Origin of the sequence: Pseudodonghicola flavimaris (assembly GCF_030164425.1) — a bacterium.
Taxonomy (GTDB): domain Bacteria; phylum Pseudomonadota; class Alphaproteobacteria; order Rhodobacterales; family Rhodobacteraceae; genus Pseudodonghicola; species Pseudodonghicola flavimaris.
In genome coordinates this window covers 1-18,321 of sequence record NZ_JASNJD010000014.1, presented here as the reverse complement: position 1 = coordinate 18,321, position 18,321 = coordinate 1, and the positions used below count along the sequence as shown (strand labels likewise).

Genomic DNA, 18,321 nt, shown 5'->3' with positions numbered 1-18,321 from the left:
GAAAACAAGTAACCCGCCGGGGTGCGCAGTGCGAAACCGAGGTTCCGTCCGAGGCGTGGCGGGTCTTGTTGAGACATTAGATAGGGCAGGAATCCTACCAAAGCAATAAGAAACCGACCGGTCCGCGCCAAAAGTCATGCCGCCGCCCTCACGTCAATCTTCCCGGTCACGGCGGCGGTGATCAGCGCCGAACGCTTCTCGCGCAGGAGGTCGATGCTACGCTCGGTCAGGGTGATCAGGCCGTCGATGCGGGCGGTTTCCGCGTCGATCTCCGACAGGATGCGATCCTGTTCGTCCAGCGGCGGCAGGCAGACCTTCAGCGCCCGGAAGTGATCCCAGTAAAGCCGCATCCGGAAATCCGCGATGCCGCGCGAGAACCGGCGGATTTCCTCGGCGGCGCTCTTCGTATGCAGAAGGTGTTCGATGAACTTGGTCCGGAAGGAGGTGACCGGGGCCGCGACCACATAGGCCGGGCTGACCAACCCCTTGACCGCGACCGCCCCGAACGCGCCCTGCCATGCGCGCATCATGTTGTAGACCAGATCACCGGGCGCGACGCCCTGGTATTTGGTCCGGTCCTCGCTCAGGGCGACCTTCCGGTCCCGGTCCTCATCGGCCAGTTCGCCGTCCGTCACACCATCGTGGATGGACACGGACAGCACCGGCAGGGCCGGGTCCGCCGGGCGCGAGACCTCGCGGAACAGGGCCGCGATGCGCAAGACGGCCCAATGGGCGGGCACGCGGCCCAGCCAGTCCACGCCAGAGTCCTTCATCGGCGCTTCCGGATCGACGCCCTTGGTCACCGCATGGGTGATCACGGCCGCCCGCTTTTCCTTCAGCAGCGCGATGAACCGGGTCTTCTTCTCGATCAGGCCGTCAATCAGGCCGGTCTCGCGGTCGAGGAAGCGGGCGATGGCGGTCTGTTCTTCATAATTAGGCACTTGGACGCGAACTCGTCCCAGAGCGCTTCTACTAACTCTGAGCATCGTTGTGCCGCGCGCCAAATTATTCATCATTTCAATATGATGCTTCGTAGAAAACAGATAGACGAGGAACTTCCGATTAAATTCATTGCACGGCCGGATGATGACGTTATCCACGGAGGTCACCATCCGCTCACCCAGATCGGGCACCAAGCACGCTCGTCCGATGGGAACATTCAAACGAGATACAAGGATATCACCGGGTAGGACTTCTGTGCAGCGAAGCTTCGTGAATGTATCCTCAGTGATGTAACCCGAACCTTGTTCTTTGAACTCTCCGAGTCCGACGTTTCCTGTCGTAAGGTATCGGATGCCGCTATCGGAAATGTCCTTACTCTCGATCCAGTCCCCATCAATAAAGACACCCCCGTTCTTACGGGCGATGGAAATTATGGGGAGCTTCTGAAAGTGTTCTGGAACGGAGACGTCAAACATCAATCCGTCACCTCCGCCAGCACCGCCGCGATTTCCGCCTCGACCGCCTTTAACTCGGTGTCGATCTCCTCCAGATCGCGGGGCGGCTGGTATTCATAGAAGTAGCGGTTGAAGTTGATCTCATACCCCACGACGCCCACCTGGCCGTCGTAGTCGTCGCGGAACGTCTCATCTACATAGGCGTCGGGCGCATGGGGCAGCACCTCCTGCGCCATGTAGTCCCGGATGTCCGTGCCGAGGGGGATGTTCTCGAAATCCGTCAGGTCGTCATCGGGGATGACCTCGCCGTTCTTGTCGCAGATCGGATCGATATCCGGATCACGGACGCCGAAGGCCTTCTGGAACGCCTTGATCAACGCGGCCGGGACTGTCCGCTGGCTGAGCATCGCGCCGGAGTTCTTCCGCAGCCAGGTCGCCATCCAGTGCCAGTCATGGGTCGCGCCCATCTTTCGATCCAGCAGCTTGAGCCAGAGGGCCTGCGAGTCGGTCGTCAGGCGCTCCCACGCCTTCTCGGATTCGAGCGCCTCCAGACCCTCCTGTGAGATCACGATCTTCTTTCGCAGCGGACGCAGGACCTTCACCCGGCGGTAGCCGAACTCCCGGCTGTCGAAGATGCGGCTCTCCTTCGTCTCGGCGAAGTCGGCATACATCTGGACGATCTGCCGGATCTGGCCGTCCCCGACCTTCCGGCGCTTGTTGCCCTCGCTCTTGCGCATCGGCTCGAACAGCGCGGTCGCGTCGATCAGCTGGACTTTGCCCTTCCGGGCGGCCGGCTTCTTGTTGGACAGGAGCCAGATGTAGGTGCCGATCCCGGTCCGGAAGAAGATCTCGGTCGGAAGCGCGATGATCGCCTCGACCACGTCCTCCTCCAGCAGGTAGCGCCGGATCTCGGATTCCCCTTGCCCCGCGTTCCCGTTGAAGAGGGGCGAGCCGGACAGGACGATGGCCGCCCGTCCGCCGCCGCGCTCCGGCGCCTCCAGCTTGCTGAGAAGGTGCAGGAGGAACAGCATCGACCCGTCGCTGACGCGCGGCAGCTTGGGGCCGAAGCGGCCCTCGAACCCCTTCTCCTGATGCTCCCGGACCACGGCGGCCTGGTCCATCTCCCATTTCTTGCCGAAGGGCGGATTCGAGACGCAGTAATGGAACCGTTCGTTCGCCAGCTTGTCGTCGGACAGCGTGCTGCCGAGCTTGATGTTCTTCGACAGGTCGCGGCCGGGATCGGACTCGACGGTCTTGAGCAGCATCGAGGCGAGGCAGACCGCGTGGGTCTCCGGTTCCAGCTCCTGACCGTAGGGAACGATGACCGGGGCGACCGAGTACCGGTCGCGCAGGGCGTTCACGTGTTCCATCCCATCCGACAGGAAGCCGCCGGTGCCGCAGGTGGGGTCATAGAGCGTCCGGATGAGCCCCGGGTTGTCGATGAACATCTGGTCATCCGGGTCGAGCAGCAGCTCGATGGCCAGATGGACGACGTCGCGCGGGGTCATGAAGTCTTCGGCCGCTTCGTTCACCTCGGCGCCGAAGCGGCGGATCAGGTGTTCGTAGACGTTGGACATTACCCGTTCCGGAACCGCGTCCGGGTGCAGGTCGATGGCGGCGAAGTTCTGACAGATCTTGTAGAGCACCCCGGCCTTGTCCATCCGGGCCAGCGTGTTCGCGAAGTCAAACTGTTCGAAGATGACCCGGGCGTTGTCAGAGAATGAGGCGATGTAATCCTCGAGGTTCTGGCGGGTCCGGGTCGCGCCGAGGCTGCGCAGGTCGTAGTTCGAGGTGTTGTAGAACGGGTAGCCGGTCTGGGTCCGAAGGATCACGCCCAAGTCAATCGGGCTGTCCTTCATGGTCTTGACGGTTTCACGCACCTGGTCCCGAGTCGGTTCCAGCACGCATTCCAGGCGGCGCAGCAGGGTGAAGGGCAGGATGACCTTGCCGAAATCGACGTGCTTGAAGTTTCCCCAGAGGTCGTCCGCGTTCTTCCAGATAAAATCGGCGAGGGAAGTGTTCGTCGTCTGGGTGTTCATCTATTCGCCTTCACTCTTTTTCTTATTCGCTTCGAGGTGGTCTTCTAAAAGCCGGGCCGCCAGACGAAAACCGTCGACTTGGCTCATCCGGTGCCGGACACAGAGCTCCTTGAAGGCCCACCGCTCGTCGGCGGTGATCTTCAAATTTAGGTTCGAAAGTTTCGCGCCGTCATCGCCCATCGGGCATCTCCTCGCGGACAATGGTTTATCTTCCATTCTTCCATTACAGATTTCAATCTCTTTTGCTGCTGCGGGCCTTCCTCGACCTTATCCACGGGTGGATCTGTGATTTTCCAAGGGGGCGTCTGATCCAGCTCCTCCCCTGTTTGAGCTGTGCTCGTTTGGGTTACGATGAGCCCTGCGATATCGTTGTCTCCGCGAGCCGTAGCCAATACCGTGTATGCCGCCGCTCTCCGGTGCGATTGAGCGCGCCCATCTCCACCAAGTCCTGCAGGTCTCGGGTTGTGGTCGCACGCGAGGTGCCGGTGATGGCGATGTAGTTCTCGGCGCTGAGGCCGCCTTTGAACCCGTCAGGCCCCTCGCGGAACATGCGCTCGATCACCTTGGCTTGTCGTTCGTTCAGCCGATCACGGAATTGGTCGTAGAACCTCGCCTTGGCGATGAAGAACCCGACCCGTGTCAGCGTCACCTGCTGCGCCTTCAGAATGATCTCGGCGAACCAGAGTAGCCAGCCGGTGACGTCCAGTGTCTTCTGGTGGGTCTCGAGCTGGTCGTAGTAGGCCTTCCGGTCCCGTTCGATGGTGTGGGCCAGCGCGATCAGGCTCGGCTGGCCGATGTTCTGCGCAAGGGACTTTTCCGCCAAGGCGCGGCCGAGGCGACCATTGCCGTCCTCGAAGGGATGGATGCTTTCAAACCAGAGGTGCCCAAGCGCCGCGCGGGTCAATGCGGGCAGGGGCGTTGGACCGTCTGGCGCCGTTCGGTTGAACCAGTCGACGAACACGTCCATCTCGCCTTGGACCTGCGCGGAGGGCGGCGCCTCGAAATGCACCGTCGGTCGGTCGATGCGACCGGAGACGATCTGCATCGCATCAGCATGCCGCCGGTAGGCTCCGATGGTCTCGAGGCCGCGGTCATGGGATAGAAGCATCCCGTGCCAGCGGCTAAGAGTTTCGTGGGTCAGAGGCGCGGCGTGGGTCGAGTAGACGTCCACCATCATCTCCGCAACGCCCTGTTCGCGCGGCCTTGACGGTGCGCCGTCGGCGGTCAAGCCGAACTGACGGTGCAGGGAGGATTGCACGCTGGCCCTGTCCAGCACCTCGCCTTCGATGGCGCTCGTCCGCATCGCCTCTTCGCTCAGCAGCTCGATGCGCAGGCGGTCGCGCTCGTCGTCGGCCACATGGTGGAAGGCACCGACGATCTCTCCGGACGACAACAGAAACTGCCGTTCGAGAGGTTCGACGGCAATTCTGTCATAGCGGAAATTCGGCCAGTCGGGTTGCGACCAGTTCCAGCGCATGAGCTATAGGATCCCTTCCTATAACTCAAAATAGCGCTAAATCATGATTTATGGAAGCGCGATCTATGCATCATGCCAGATGCTTGAACCGGCGTACACCTCGGCAGGATCGCTAAAATGGCTGGGCCTCTGCGCGGGTCAGGCGGCCTCGACCATCGGCTCGTAGCGCACGTCGGGCATAGCATCATTGAGCCAGGCAGGTTGCAGGTCGCCATTGTTCCATTGGTACAGGTAGCCCACCAACGTGTCGGTCTTCTTGCAGAGGATGCGCATGATCGGTTCGGCCGTAAGCCGCGGTAAAATGGTCACGATGTGCTCCTCTCAAACTGACCTCAGGACTTGTTAACAACGAGGCCGCAATATCGTTTTGAACGTCTTAGGGTTGGGTTTCTGCAACTGCAAGATGAAGTCGGCGGCCTCGGCAAGAACCCACCGACAAAAGGACAAGTTGTCTTTATAGTCAGGTTTCTGGCGTATCCGTTTCTGCATTCTGCGCTGCAGCGCGAACGGCGATCTCGTGCAGGAGTATGTCGATCTCTGCCCAGACGCGCGGCTCGATCTGGCCGCGGACCAAGGCCCACTTGCTCAGTACATCGAGGGGGTCATGCGCGCGCAAGAGGGCAGTCAGCGCAGCAGCATCGACCGCCAGCGAGGTGCGTGCGCGCCATTCGGTGATCCGCGTCCGCTGCTCTTCCGACGGTAGGACGAACTCGCACCCGAGCTCCAAATTCTTGACCGCACGGCGCAGGGCGGCGCGGATGACGTGGGCAGGATCGACGCCGCAATCGATCAGGGCTTCCTCTTGTCGTTCCAGCGCATTCACCCGGATGTCGATCTTGCGCGTCGCCGGACTGCGTCGCGAGCGGGATGGTGATGACTTGACCGCAGGCGCCGCCCTCGCGTCCGCCTCCCGGCTGAGCTGAGACGTGGAGGTAGGCGGTGTGCTTGGGTGCCTGGCGACGTCATCTCCCATTGGCGCCGGTTCCACGCTACCAGGTTCTGGCATCGCTGCCGCGCGCCGCACCTTTTCCCATCCCGGGTCCTTTTCGCCCTCTGGACGCAGGGATGCGGCATATACCGGGTCGGGCCGCGTGATGGTCGGGATCTTCTTCCTCACAACCCGGTCCTCACGCGGCCAGGATGTTGTTGAGGATGTCGGTCGCTTCTTCGAGGGCCTCGACCACATGGCGCACATGGGGGCGCATGAGGGGGTTCGGGTCGGCCTGCTTCTGCAATGCCACGGCGTGCAGGAGGCCTTTCTCGTCCATCTCCTTGTAGACGTTCCGGCGCATCATCACGGTCTCGATCACCGGGAACCGCGCGATAGCCGCCTCGATGAGGGCGGCATCCGCGCGCGTGGTTTTTGGGTCGACCATGTTCAGAACGACATGGTGGCGGGGCAGGCTGTCGGGGTCATCGACGCGGGCGCGGAGCTTTTCGAACCAGTCAGCCGTCTGAGCGCCGACATCGATATCCGAGGTCGAGAGCATCACCGGCGTCACGATGTGATTGGCCAGAACGGCGATCCCGTCCGACCACTCGGCCCCGACGCCTGCCGTATCGATGAAGATAAAGTCCGCCGAGTCCGCCGCATAGACCTGCTCGATCCGGCGATCCACAGCCCCTACGCTCTCGACGGTCGCCGAACGCAGGAGCGGCGATCCCAGCCCCGCGGCTTCAGCCCGCTTGTGCCAGGTGCCGAGCACGCCGGTGCTGTCGGTATCGATCAGAAGGACACGACGTCCGGCGGCAACGGCAGCGCTGATCAAGGCGCGCGAGAGCGTGGTCTTGCCACTCCCCCCTTTCCGGGCCATCGCAGCGATCACCACGAGATTGTCGTTCGGCATGGGGCGGACCTCTCGCAAGAATGGTGTAACGCGACAAAGATGTTTCTACGTCGCTAACCTCCGTGCGCGACGGCGTCAAGCAGAAGACGGGATACGGGGTCCCTCAGGCGGAATGCGGGGCGCATGGTGCGTCGCGCCGGGGGCGGAAGGCACGCTGCACGCGACACCCGACGTCAGCCCCTTTGCGCGATGCGGTCCCCAGATGACGCGCGACATTCGACATACGCCATTCTACGCGTCGCAGGAAACGTGACGCATTCTGCATTGTACGTGGATCATCCGGCACCACGCGCGGTGCAGGCGGCACATGCCATCGGGCACTCGCCAGAAGCCGTGCTGCAGGGCGCGCAAAACGCAGTCCAAAGGACGCGATGCGCGGTGCAGGCAACGCGGGACGCGTTGCATTGAGCGCGTTGCGCGCTGCATTTGCCAAAGGACGTCAAATCGGCCCGCGAGGCCGATTTTCTACATTGAGTACAAGCCCTTGGTGCCTTCTCCGCTTGTGCTGGGAGAAGGCGGGCTTGTACGAAGTTGGCAAGAAATAGGAACGTATACTTCACATGGGACACAGTCGCAGACTGACCGATCAGGAGCGCCGTCAGATCGTCCGGGAACGGGCGAAAGGCGTTTCGGTCAGTGCGATCAGTGCAGCGCTGAAGGTCTCGCCCAAGACGGTCTACAACGTGCTGAGCCGGGGCCGTTCCGCCGCCTCGGCGAACGATAGTCGCACCCGCGTGCTGACCATGCGGGTCACCGAGCGCGACCTTCGCGGCTTCGATGCGGCCCTCGCACGGCGCGGCATTGCCCACCGGTCAGACGCCATGCGCTGCCTGATGCTGGCCGCCGACGATCTCCTGCGCCCGGATGAGGGCATGACGGATGAGCTGAAAGGGATGAGCGCGGCGCTGAACAGGGTCGGCAACAACGTGAACCAGGTTGCGCGCCGCCTGAACGAGGCAAAGCTCAAGGGCGAGCGCCTGCCCTATACCCCGGCCAGCCATGCCGAGATCCGCGACCTTGCGGTGCTAGTCTTCGACATGGCCGACCAGATCCAGGAGATGTTCCGCGCGCGGCGTCGCGATCTGGACCTCGAGGTCACCAAGGCCCTCGCCGGTCTGGCGCGGCAGGAAGCGGAGCAGGTGGCCGAACATGGCGCGGAGTGAGGCGCGGGGCGTCAGCCCCGCCCTCTTTGATCGCGACTGGAGCCGGGTCTCGGGCAGTTGGCAGGGGCTGTCGAAGAAGGCGCAGATGGTCCGGGCAGCGCGTGGCTACTCGCCTGCCATCTTCAAGCCGATCTCGAAAGGCGGGTGCCACACGGGCGCGCAGCTCAAGGCCCAGCTCACGTACCTCACCACCAAGTCGAGCCACATCCTCGACAGCCGCGGCACCCATGACGGCAAGAAGACCCTGACCGGGGCGGAGATCGACCGGGTCGTCCGGCGCTTCGAGAACCAGTGGGGCGAGCGGCACAGCCCTAAGCTCGGGCATACCTCGCATCTTCTGATGGCTTTTCCCGTCGGCACCAGCGGCGAAGAGGTGCGCGCGATCACGGAATCCGTCTGTGAGAAGTTCTTTCAAGGTGAGGGGTCGCAATTCGACTATATTGCTGCAATACACCAAGATCGCGCGCATCCACATGCGCATATCGTTCTGAACCGCCGCAGCAAGGATGGCGAAATGTTCTTTCTCGGGAAGGATCACCACTTCAACTACGACGCCTTCCGGGTGGCGATGGTCGAGGCGGCGCAGGTCCACGGGATCCGGCTCGAGGCGACACGGCGTCTTGACCGGGGGGTCACGACCTACCGCGCCGAGATAGACGAGGTCTACAAGGCCCGTGACGAGGGCCGCCCGCCGGTCGAGCGCCAGCGCACGGGGACCGACCTCGCGGCGGCCCTGCAGACGGTGGCGCGCAATGCGCTGACCTATCGGGGTCTGGCGGCCGAGGCGTCCCGGTCGAACTTCGACGACGTGACCGAGGCACTTGAGCGGGCCAGCAGCATCCTTGCCAGTGGCGGTCAGATCCAATCTGACGGAGCCATCTACATGTCCCAAGACGAAACAGCGTTCGACACGCTGATCACTGAGTTTTCCCAGAACATCCGTCAGATCGAGGCGGCGATCGGCCGGGCGCCCGCGGCCGCGCGACCGGAGATCGAGCGTAAGCTCACCGATGTGCTGGCATCGGTCGCGCATCTCAATCCGCTCGGGGACCGCTCGGCCACGCTCCTCGATGCACCATCCCGAGGCGGCGTCTATGCGCGGGCCAACATGCGCGAGGACCAGCTGGGGCGGCTCGACGATGATGCGGTGAAGGCGCGTCTCAGCGAGGCGCTGCAGGGCACGGGCATCGATCCCGAGGCAGTTGCTGCCCGCATGCGCGAGGGTGCAGGCAATGCCGCTCTCGAAAGGCAATGGTTGGCGCAGGATCTGCGCGCCATCGCCAAGGCGGGCGATCTCGATCTGGAGAAGGGCGAGGACCGCGAGGAAGCACTGGACCGGTTGGAAGCCGTCCATGTCCGTCTGGGCGACACCCTTACCGATGCGCGCATTCTGCGGGCCATCGATGATGTGGATGAGACCGAAGGTGACCCGGTTGCCTTGGCGGAACGGGTGACGCTGCCGGAGCGCGAGCGCACGGCGGGCGAGCCGGACATTTTCGCCCCGTCCGAGCGCCGGGATTTCCAGGAGCTCGTCGCCCAATTCCGCCGGACAGACTTCGACCACCCCTTCTCGGACGACCCTTCCGTGCGCCGAGCCGGTGCCGTCGAGGTCGAAGAGGCCCGCGCCGCCTTCAACGCCTTCGCGCAGCGGTCGCCCGATCATGCCGAACTGGCCTCGATGGCGTGGGACAAGATTACTGACAGCCGCAAGCCGCAGGAGTTCGCCGTCGACGAAAAGGACCGCACGCTCCATGCCGGGGACATGGACCTCGCGCTGCGCGATCCCATGCAGCATCTCGGGCCGATCACCGAAGACGACCGCATCCTGGCGCGTTACCGCGCCGAGATGCCGGACGAGGAGTTCGGGGCGGCGGTGCAGGAGGAAATAAACCGCCTGCGTGCCATGGGGGCATCACGCGCCTATATCAGCGAGCGGAGCTTCGACATCGAGGATCAGGCGCGACAGGACTATGCCGAACGGCGCTTCATGGCCGAGACCGCCCCTGATGTGATGACCTTCCTGCAGCGGGCAGAGGCCGAGGACATGAAACCGCTCAGCGAGACGGATGGGCAGCGCCTCGTCGCCCAGATCGACCGTAACCTCACGCCGAACGCGGTGACCGCGCTGCGCGCGGGCCACGCCGATGTGCTGGAGAAATTCACCGAGCACCCGCTGCGGCAGCTGGAACTCGCCAAAGCCTATCTGGAAAGCAGCGAGGTGACGGCCCACGGCCCTGCCATGGAGCGGGTGCTGGATGCCCTGGCCGAGGAGCAGATCGAGGCGCAGCGCGCCCGGCATGCCGCGACCCATGGCGAGAAGGGGATCACCCATGGATAAGGGCAAGATCGCGGGCGGGATCCTGAGCCTGACGCTGGTTGGCCTCGCCATCGGCTATGCCGTGGCGACGGGCTACCTGACCATCCGCTATGGCCTGTCGACGAACGCTTTCGACGTCACCCTGCTTGCGCGCGAGTACCGAGCCCTCGGCACCAGCGCACCGCGGGACTTCCTCTGGGTAAACCTGATCCTCGCGGGCTTCGGCATCGCCGCGCTGATGCTGAGTGTCACGCTTCTCGGCGATGCGCTTACGCGCTTCGGCACCACGCATTGGCAGACCCGGCCCGAGATGAAGCGCAACGGCTTTTTTGCCAAGCCGGGCGGCGGCTTCCTTCTCGGCAAGCTCGGCTCCCCGAAATCGAAGCGCCCCTTCCTCGTCTCGAAGACCTTCCCGCACGCGCTGATCGTGGCGCCCACGGGTCGGGGCAAGGGCGTGGGCTTCGTGATCCCGAACCTGCTCACCTACAAAGGCTCGGCCGTGGTGCTCGACGTGAAGGGGGAGAACTTCCGCGAGACCTCACGCTTCCGCGCAAGCATGGGCGACAAAGTCTTCCGTTTCGCGCCGACCGACTGGGACCGCCCGACGCATCGCTATAACCCGCTGGCGCGCATCGCCGCCATGACCAACCCTGACCGGCAGCAGATGGAGCTGAAGCTCACCGCCAAGCTCTTCCTGCAGACCGACAACGAAAAGCTGAGCGGCCTCCTGGCAGGCGGCATCGATCTGTTCGTGGCAGCTGGTCTTCTGGCCTTCGAGCGCGGCGTGCCGACCATCGGCGAGATCTACCGCATCACCGCCTCGGGTGGCGACAAGCAGAAGGAGTACCTGAAGCGCGCGCATGAGGTGAAGAACAGGTCGGCCAAGCTGATCTTCGAGCGCATGGCCTCGACCAACAACGACACCCTGACCTCCTACCTGTCGCTTTTGATGACCTCGGGTCTCGACACCTGGGACAACCGTGCCATCGACGCAGCCACCGCGACCTCGGACTTCTCCTTCCGGGACATACGGCGTCGCCCTCACGCGATCTATCTCGTGGTCGAGTCCGAGATGATCCGCCCCCTGGCCCCGCTGATCAGGCTCTTCTTCTCGGACCTCATCGCCTCCCTGCAGGCGCAGGAGCCGGGCGACGATGAACCCTGGCCGGTGATGATCATGCTCGATGAATTCGACCGCCTCGGGAAAATGCCGATCGTGGCCGAGAGCATCAAGACGCTGCGCTCCTTTGGCGGCAACCTCGCCATCGTCACTCAGACGATCCCCGCGCTGGACGAGATCTATGGCGAGAACACCCGCCGGTCGTTGCAGGGCGGCGCGGGCGTGAAGCTCTACCTCACACCTTCCGAGCAGAAGACGATCGAGGAACTGAGCCAGGCTGTGGGGAAGACGACAAAGCGCGTGGTGACCCGGTCGCGTGCGGTCGGGCGCAACCCGTTCGAAGGGCGCAGTGTATCTGAGCGGACAGAGGACACGCCGCTCTTGACCGAGGACCAAGCCCGCCGAATGGACCTCGATGAGGTGATCCTTGTCATCGACGCGCAGATGCCGATCCGGGCGCGGCGGATCAAGTATTTCGAAGACCCAGCGCTGAAGGCGCTGCATGCGGGTCAGGCGGGGAGTCTCCCGTACCCTGACGAGGACGGGCTCAGGCGGGATCGGCAGATAAGCGAAACGCGGGAGACGGTGGAGAAGTTGAAGCAGGAGTTGCGGGAGGTGCGCGCGGTAGCCGGGGCGCAGGGGTCTGGGACCGTGTCGACGGTTGCCGATGATAACCCTACAACAGGGACGACAGCTTTAAACGCTTCGTTTTCTCGTCGCGCGCGAGGGCGTTCTGCCCGGGCTGCAGTTGGTGATGGCGTGCCCGATCAGTTGCTAGTCGATCTGGCAAGGCTGGGTATCGACGAGGCGGCTAGGACCGGACTGGAGGAGGCAGTTCAAACGACACGTGCCATTATGGCTGAGTATGCGTGACCGGGCACAGCGACCATTCGGCTATTTCAAAACGCATGACGGCTATAGTCGCCAAAGCGAACCCGAGATCGCAGAAATTATTCTTCCGCCCTTGGAAGGATAAGAGACCAAATCAATCGAAAGATTTCTGCTTGGTAACGGGCGTCGCTCAAAGCGTCGTGCGTTCCAGAAAGCGTGGGCTTCAGATGTTCAGAAATTATGCTGGAACGGGTATTGCGCCATGAGCAACCAGTCGCTCCCATGTACAACGCCTTGATGTCCAGCGCTGTGAACCCAAACGGGTTTTTACCCGCAAAGCGATGGAAATAGTAGTTCACGAAAGACCAGTCAAACGGCGCATTAAACCCTACGAAAACAAGCGTGTCGCCGGGACGAGCCAGGGTCGCCAACCAATCCGAAAACGCCTTCATCGCCACTTCAGGATCGCTTCCCCGATTGTACAGCTCTCTCATCGAAAGCCTAGCTACTTCCAGCGCCTTTGGATCAAAATTGTCGTTTATCGGCTTGAATTCACAGCTGAAGCCGTTGTCCGGGTCGAACACAGGGCAGGCCCCGATCGACAACAAGCTGTATTCGCCGGGTATCGGCCCCGCTGTCTCCACATCGACAGAAACAAATATTTCACGCAGGCCTCTCATGAGATCAGCGGCTCCGTGGGAACGAGGGTCGGGCGATTCCGGATTGCGTTCCAATGTTCGCGGAACGCCCGCCGGCGGTCATCGGCACTGCCGCTTGTTTTCCAGTGATGGCCGGCGAACGTCGCGATGTCGAACGGCAGTTTCGCACCTTCTCGCACAGTGACTATGGTCGGCAGACCGCGTCCCAACGCATAACCCAGTTCGAGAAAGCAGTTTGGCCGGGCACCAGTGATGTCGGCGAGGACAACGCTGCTACGATGGAGCTTGGCAAAGATTTCCTGATCGATCCGCGGATGGTCATAGGTTTGCCGTCCGTCAATAACTATCAGACGGTACCCGAGATCGTCCTCAAGCACAGGCTTCGCTACCACGTCGAAGAAATCTTGCACGCTAGCGTAATCTTCGTGGACGGGGTTTAAGAGGCGCACGGCAAACGCCTTGGGGCGGTCCAGAGATTCGAGCAGATCGATCACGGCGGAGACGCGATCGGGAATGCTCTGTCGCTTGGGAAAGCCGATGCGGTTGATCCAGTCATGCGCATCGCCGTCATCGGCGATCTGGAACAGGCGGCGCGTCTGGGCACTTGCGAGACCAAACGCATAAAGCCGTCGCGCTCCCTTGGTTTCGGCGCCGATCGGAAGGTTTAGGGGCACGATCGGCTTGCCGGCATCGTGATAGAGGTTCGCCAGATACAAAACCCCCTCATCGCCGCCGAGCGCAAGCAGCACGTCACCGAAACGCGCCTGCGCCTCCATGCGCTTACTGTTCATATTCCAGTAGGCGGCGCTCTCGATCTTGATCAGTTGGGACGCCCGAAGCTCGTCCCACAGGTCGAGATATTCGTCGGGTATCTGCTCCTCGGTCTTGTGATGCTGCACGGCGACGATGAAGGGGCCCGGCACATTCTGAGGCCGAAGGATGAGATTGTCCTTCACCGTCTTCCAGACCAGCCAGTCAAAGCAAACAGGCAGACCATCGACGTTCCGTTTGGGCTCGTCGTCGACGGGAATGACGAAGTTGGCACCGCGTTTGACGAGTTCTTTGACGAGTAGGGCGATCAGTTCGCGTGCCGCCTCGACATCGGCCGTCGGCGCGATCGTCAGATCATTCACGACACTGCCGGAGATGTGAATACGGCGTCCGAACAAAGGAGACCGGGCCACTATTTGTCCTCCATGACCGGAGACGCATGAAGGCTAGACGCGACCGCAGTCAGGTCCGCGAAACTTAAGGGCCGGTCGGGATACGCTTTGGCGAGCGCCGCAGGGTACAGCCGGGTCCGGATATCGGAATAAGTCCAAGACGGATGGCGGTCCCGCGCTCCCGTCAACCGGGTTAGTTCGGCGAGTTGGGGCTGTGAGAGTCCGAGACCGGCAAGGTCCATCTGGAAAAGCTGCTGGCGCTCGGCATCGCTGGGACGGCTGAAGGTCTCGGTGATGGCGGCCCGGCGGCGCAGCGCAGGATCGAGAACCGACAGGCGATTGGTGCAGAGGATCACGACGATCCGTCCGCCATACTGCCTGAGATCGTCGATCCCCTGGATCAGGGTGTTTACAGCCACCTTGTCCTCATGGTGGCTGTGATCCTGCGCGCGGGATGCCGCTAGGCTGTCGCCTTCATCGATGATCAGGATCGCGCGACGGTTTTTGCCAGCCGACTGCGTAACCTTCCGGAACGCTTCGGCGATCAAGGTGCCCATTTCGCCGACCATCCCGTTGCCGCGCACCCGGTTCGACAGCTTGAACAGCATCGAATCAGAACTGCGTGCCTCAGCCACAAGGCGGTTGGCTATGCATTCCGCCATTGCCGTCTTGCCGGTGCCGACATCGCCGTGGAAAATCACCAGTGGATATTGCTCGGCGACCAGGTCGCACAGCCCGAGCTTGCCGCCGTGGTGTTTCCTGTTCCATTCGCCGAGTGCGCCGACGTTCAGCAAGAGACGAAGCTGGTCGTGAACACGGTTGTAGCGTTGCTCGAAGCCGAGCAGGCTCCCTTCACGCTTGGCCAGCGTATCGTTCGGGAGCTCCATCTCGCTGTCAAAAATGCTCGGCTGGCTCACGCGGCCCAATCCCTTCTCTGCATCCCGTAGGTGCTGCTGACATAATTGCGGCCACCGGACGAGCTGAGGCTAGAGTGACTGGTGTCGGCGTAAGATGTGGTCCAGCCGATCTTGAGCTTGCTCCTCGTAGCCTCTCGAGCCGCGTTAGTGTACGCGTTGGTGTAGCTTATCACGATCCGCAGCTCAGCGCCGGCGACGCGCGGCCACAGCACGCCACCGGGACGGCTAGTGCTCAGCGTTCCCGCGTCGGTATCGACATCGAAGCGAACGGCCTTTAGTTCGATGCCATGCTGCAACAGAGTCACATCCACCCATGCGAGATAGCCCGCCTTGGCAAGCACTTCGACATCATGGGCGTAATCGGCAGCCTGCTGAGGCGTCCATGCCCCGGTGCTGTCGGCGATCATGGCCAAATCTGCCTTAACGCGCCGAACGACGTTTTCGATATCGGTTGTCGTATAGGTGGCCGAAGCCGTTCTCGTCTGGCTCATGTCAGTCCTTCACCTTGAAGCCCGGCCCGAAGACCTCTTTCCAGACCGCATCATCGTCTTCGACCGATGCGAAGTTCACCGTCTCCCAGGCTTCCTGCGCCGCTGCGACGATCTCTTGGCGCTCGGCCTCGGAAATCCGGCTGGTGACGTTGTTGAAGCTGTAAACCGGATCAAAGATCACGACCGCGTCGGAGAACGAGCCGAGAGGAAGCGTGTTCTCAGGGAAGCTGATCTGATCCTTTAGGCCGGATTGCGCGATGTAGAGCAGGAAGTTGCGGAATCGCTGTTCAATACTGCCCTCCTTGCCCTGTGTGGCGAGTACATGCGCCATGATCAGCTCGATGGCGAAGGACTTGAGCGGCTTGATCTCCGCATAGTTGCGCCATTTCTTTGCCATCCGAACCAGCGTGCGGAAATCGCCGTCCTGGTTCTTACGGTCACGAACGAACTGAACCTGGCAGGGCGCGCAGGTCTGGATTTTCGAGCCGTCGTGGATATCGAACTGCCAGCCATAGCCCGGGCGGTCCTCGTCCTCGATCACAGGAACAATGTCGACGCTCAGGCCTGTCCCTACGAAGGTCACCGTGGCAGCTTTGCGTTGAATTTCAAAATCTTCGACTGATTTGTTTGGGTAAATCTTGATCAGCAGATCATGGATCGTCGTGCTGAGGCTGTCGAGCGTCTCCTTGCTCGCGTCGCGGCCGGAAATGTAGAACACCACATCGACATCAACGGGATCGTAGGTCGTCTTCCGCAGGATCGTGAACTTTGCGAAGGAGCCAGCCTTTACAACCTTGGTGATCTTGATCTCGGTCTTGTCCTTAACGCTGCTGCGCAATGCTTCGATCAAGCGATCTACTTGGGCGTGGTAGTCCTTGCGCTTGTCTGCAGGCAGGCGAAGTACATTGCTATCGTAGTAGCGGAGCTCGGTGTTGGTAAGCGCCATGTCTTCTCCATCTAGTCTGTCACTGTTCGCCGCGACCAGAAGCCCCTCTACATCGGCTCAGCTCGGTTTACAAAAACGTCCCAATTGCCGGACGCAAGGCCAAGATGGCGGGCCGTTAACGCAATTTCAAGAGGTATCGGTTTACAATAGTTCCACTACGTGGTAGCAATGTAAACCGATTGCCGCAAGGAGGCAACCATGATCGGAAGAAAGCTCAAGGTCGCACGCTCCGCGTCGGGTCTTTCGCTCCGCGCGCTCGCGGATGCGATGGGTGGGATTGTCTCCGCCCAAGCCATTGGGAAGTATGAGCGAAACGAGGATATGCCCAGCTCGCGTGTCCTGATCGCGCTCGCCAAGGCGCTCCACGTCTCCGAGGAATACCTCTTGAGCGAAGACGAGCTTTCGCTCGAAGGCGTGGATTTCCGCAAGAAGGTGGGAACGTCGTCCAAGGAAGAAGCCGCGCTGGAGGCGCGTGCAGTTCATCTGCTCGAGCGCTATCTGGCCGTGGAGGATTTACTCCAAATGCGAAGCGTCGAATGGGAGCAGCCGCGCAGTGCTCCCCACCCTGTCGCCGACGTCCGCGACGCGGAAGATGCCGCCCGCTCCGTGCGCGAGGATTGGGGCCTCGGAAACGACCCAATACCTCAACTTGCTGAGCTTCTGGAGGAGCGCGGGATCAAGGTGCTCTCGCTCGACCTCGACAGTGTCGATGGCCTCGCTGCCAAGGTGCGGCGCAAGGAACGCGATGCCGCCCGTGTCATCGTCATCAAGCGGAGCACGTGGTCCGAACGCAAGAGGTTCAACCTGGCACATGAACTCGGCCACATGGTCATCGCACCTTCAGGTGGGGTCGATGAGGAGAAGGCTGCACACCGGTTCGCCGGTGCCTTCCTGATGCCGGCCGACGTCCTGCGTGCGGAAATCGGTGCTCATCGGTCGTCGATCAGCATTGGAGAACTGGTCGCCCTGAAAAAACGCTTCGGCGTGAGCATTCAGGCTCTCGCTTACCGCTGCAAGGATCTTGGGATTATTAGTCAGCCGGCATGTGCCCGGCTGTTCAAGATATTTGCTGAGCGCGGATGGCGCACGGCACCCTATGAGGAACCGGAGAGCTTGGCCCCCGATGTGGAGGAGCCGCGGCGTTTCGAGAGGCTTTGCTACCGCGCGCTCGCTGAAGGTGTCATTGGAGAATCTCGCGCCGCCGAACTTCTCGGCATTTCCGTGCGGGAACTCGACAAGCGACTGGATCAGGTGGCGGTTTGACACTTGCCTATTCTCGTTTCGGATACATCGGTCCTGATTGACCTAGAAAGGGCGACCCTGCTTGAGGAGATGTTCCTTCTGCCGTTCGAGTTTGCCGTGCCTGACCTGCTCTATGAGAGGGAACTTGCCGGTGAACTCGGCGACAGACTTATACAACTTGGCTTGCGGATAGAGGAGCTCACACCTGTCGAGTTGCGGCGCGCGACCGCCGTAAACCGACAGCATAGGCGGCTCTCGGTTCCCGATACCTTCGCGTTTGCCATCGCTGAATCGCGGGAATGGGGGTTATTGACTGGTGACGGCACGCTCCGCGAACTGGCTGTCGCCGAGCAAATCGACATGCACGGTGTCATCTGGCTGTTCGATCAACTCGCCGACGGAAATCATGTAGCCTTTGATCGCTTGCATCGGGGCCTGAGCGACCTCTTCGCTCATCCAAGGTGCCGACTGCCCGCAAATGAAGTTCGAAGACGTCTATTGCGGTTCGCAATGCAGTGCGACTGATTAAAGAATTCATTGCTGAAGTTCTGAACCTCGCTGTTGGGACGCCTTAAACCGGTCATTCGGGACGACCGCAGCAAGTTCACACTTTCCGCCCTTCACATTAAAGAGAAGGCATCATTTCGATGGCACTTTGGGTTTCACCGCCCCAACCGCTTTGCCCTCTCAGCAATCCTAACCACTTGCGCGC

The 18,321-nt window shown here is 61.7% G+C and carries 17 protein-coding genes; 5 read left to right on the top strand and 12 right to left on the bottom strand.

The genetic code is table 11. The features are described from left to right. Positions 1 to 134: 134 nt before the first annotated feature. The 7 genes from QO033_RS16830 to QO033_RS16800 form a co-directional block, all read right to left on the bottom strand. Positions 135 to 1,418: a restriction endonuclease subunit S gene (locus QO033_RS16830; RefSeq protein ID WP_284482148.1), complete on the bottom strand. Its 1,284-nt coding sequence runs from the start codon at positions 1,416 to 1,418 to the stop codon at positions 135 to 137. Continuing rightward, positions 1,418 to 3,436, bottom strand: a complete 2,019-nt coding sequence (locus QO033_RS16825) for a type I restriction-modification system subunit M (RefSeq protein WP_284482147.1) — start codon at positions 3,434 to 3,436, stop codon at positions 1,418 to 1,420. The genes QO033_RS16830 and QO033_RS16825 overlap by 1 nt, the downstream gene beginning before the upstream one ends. Then, on the bottom strand, positions 3,437 to 3,616 hold the full coding sequence (locus tag QO033_RS16820; protein ID WP_284482146.1) for a hypothetical protein: 180 nt from the start codon (positions 3,614 to 3,616) through the stop codon (positions 3,437 to 3,439). Between the two features lie 166 nt (positions 3,617 to 3,782). Continuing rightward, the gene (locus QO033_RS16815) at positions 3,783 to 4,913 is read right to left on the bottom strand and encodes a Fic family protein (protein ID WP_284482145.1); all 1,131 of its coding nucleotides are present in this window, start codon (positions 4,911 to 4,913) and stop codon (positions 3,783 to 3,785) included. 138 nt (positions 4,914 to 5,051) lie between these two features. Continuing rightward, positions 5,052 to 5,222 (bottom strand): hypothetical protein, encoded by a 171-nt coding sequence (locus tag QO033_RS16810; protein ID WP_165910185.1) that lies wholly within the window; start codon positions 5,220 to 5,222, stop codon positions 5,052 to 5,054. Positions 5,223 to 5,373: 151 nt separating this feature from the next. Next, the gene (locus QO033_RS16805; protein WP_284482144.1) at positions 5,374 to 6,030 is read right to left on the bottom strand and encodes a hypothetical protein; all 657 of its coding nucleotides are present in this window, start codon (positions 6,028 to 6,030) and stop codon (positions 5,374 to 5,376) included. Between the two features lie 10 nt (positions 6,031 to 6,040). Next, complete coding sequence (locus tag QO033_RS16800; protein ID WP_284482143.1) at positions 6,041 to 6,760, bottom strand: ParA family protein; 720 nt, start codon at positions 6,758 to 6,760, stop codon at positions 6,041 to 6,043. A gap of 560 nt (positions 6,761 to 7,320) precedes the next feature. Between QO033_RS16800 and QO033_RS16795 the strand changes: the two genes are divergently transcribed. From QO033_RS16795 to QO033_RS16785, 3 genes are read left to right on the top strand one after another with little or no spacing between them, the layout of a single operon-like run. After that, entirely contained in the window at positions 7,321 to 7,923 is a 603-nt protein-coding gene (locus QO033_RS16795) for a helix-turn-helix domain-containing protein (protein WP_284482142.1), read from the top strand. Further along, complete coding sequence (locus QO033_RS16790) at positions 7,910 to 10,261, top strand: relaxase/mobilization nuclease domain-containing protein (protein WP_284482141.1); 2,352 nt, start codon at positions 7,910 to 7,912, stop codon at positions 10,259 to 10,261. The genes QO033_RS16795 and QO033_RS16790 overlap by 14 nt, the downstream gene beginning before the upstream one ends. Then, a complete protein-coding gene (locus tag QO033_RS16785) occupies positions 10,254 to 12,233 on the top strand; it encodes a type IV secretory system conjugative DNA transfer family protein (protein ID WP_284482140.1) in 1,980 nt (659 codons plus the stop codon). Before QO033_RS16790 ends, QO033_RS16785 begins: the two co-directional genes overlap by 8 nt. Before the next feature lie 77 nt (positions 12,234 to 12,310). On the opposite strand, the gene QO033_RS16780 is transcribed toward QO033_RS16785, so the two are convergent. From QO033_RS16780 to QO033_RS16760, 5 genes are read right to left on the bottom strand one after another with little or no spacing between them, the layout of a single operon-like run. Then, on the bottom strand, positions 12,311 to 12,871 hold the full coding sequence (locus QO033_RS16780) for a 3'-5' exonuclease (RefSeq protein ID WP_284482139.1): 561 nt from the start codon (positions 12,869 to 12,871) through the stop codon (positions 12,311 to 12,313). Then, entirely contained in the window at positions 12,868 to 14,034 is a 1,167-nt protein-coding gene (locus tag QO033_RS16775) for a hypothetical protein (RefSeq protein WP_284482138.1), read from the bottom strand. Before QO033_RS16775 ends, QO033_RS16780 begins: the two co-directional genes overlap by 4 nt. Continuing rightward, positions 14,034 to 14,930 carry an AAA family ATPase gene (locus QO033_RS16770; protein ID WP_284482137.1) on the bottom strand — a complete coding sequence of 299 codons (897 nt, stop codon included), beginning with the start codon at positions 14,928 to 14,930 and terminating at the stop codon, positions 14,034 to 14,036. The genes QO033_RS16775 and QO033_RS16770 overlap by 1 nt, the downstream gene beginning before the upstream one ends. Beyond that, positions 14,927 to 15,421: an HORMA-1 domain-containing protein gene (locus QO033_RS16765; protein WP_284482136.1), complete on the bottom strand. Its 495-nt coding sequence runs from the start codon at positions 15,419 to 15,421 to the stop codon at positions 14,927 to 14,929. Before QO033_RS16765 ends, QO033_RS16770 begins: the two co-directional genes overlap by 4 nt. A 1-nt stretch (position 15,422) precedes the next feature. Beyond that, positions 15,423 to 16,367, bottom strand: a complete 945-nt coding sequence (locus QO033_RS16760) for a CBASS oligonucleotide cyclase (RefSeq protein WP_284482135.1) — start codon at positions 16,365 to 16,367, stop codon at positions 15,423 to 15,425. Positions 16,368 to 16,565: 198 nt separating this feature from the next. Between QO033_RS16760 and QO033_RS16755 the strand changes: the two genes are divergently transcribed. Both QO033_RS16755 and QO033_RS16750 read left to right on the top strand, forming a co-directional pair. Beyond that, the gene (locus tag QO033_RS16755) at positions 16,566 to 17,630 is read left to right on the top strand and encodes a helix-turn-helix domain-containing protein (RefSeq protein ID WP_284482134.1); all 1,065 of its coding nucleotides are present in this window, start codon (positions 16,566 to 16,568) and stop codon (positions 17,628 to 17,630) included. 69 nt (positions 17,631 to 17,699) lie between these two features. Then, a complete protein-coding gene (locus QO033_RS16750) occupies positions 17,700 to 18,134 on the top strand; it encodes a PIN domain-containing protein (protein WP_284482133.1) in 435 nt (144 codons plus the stop codon). The last annotated feature ends 187 nt before the right edge of the window (positions 18,135 to 18,321 follow it).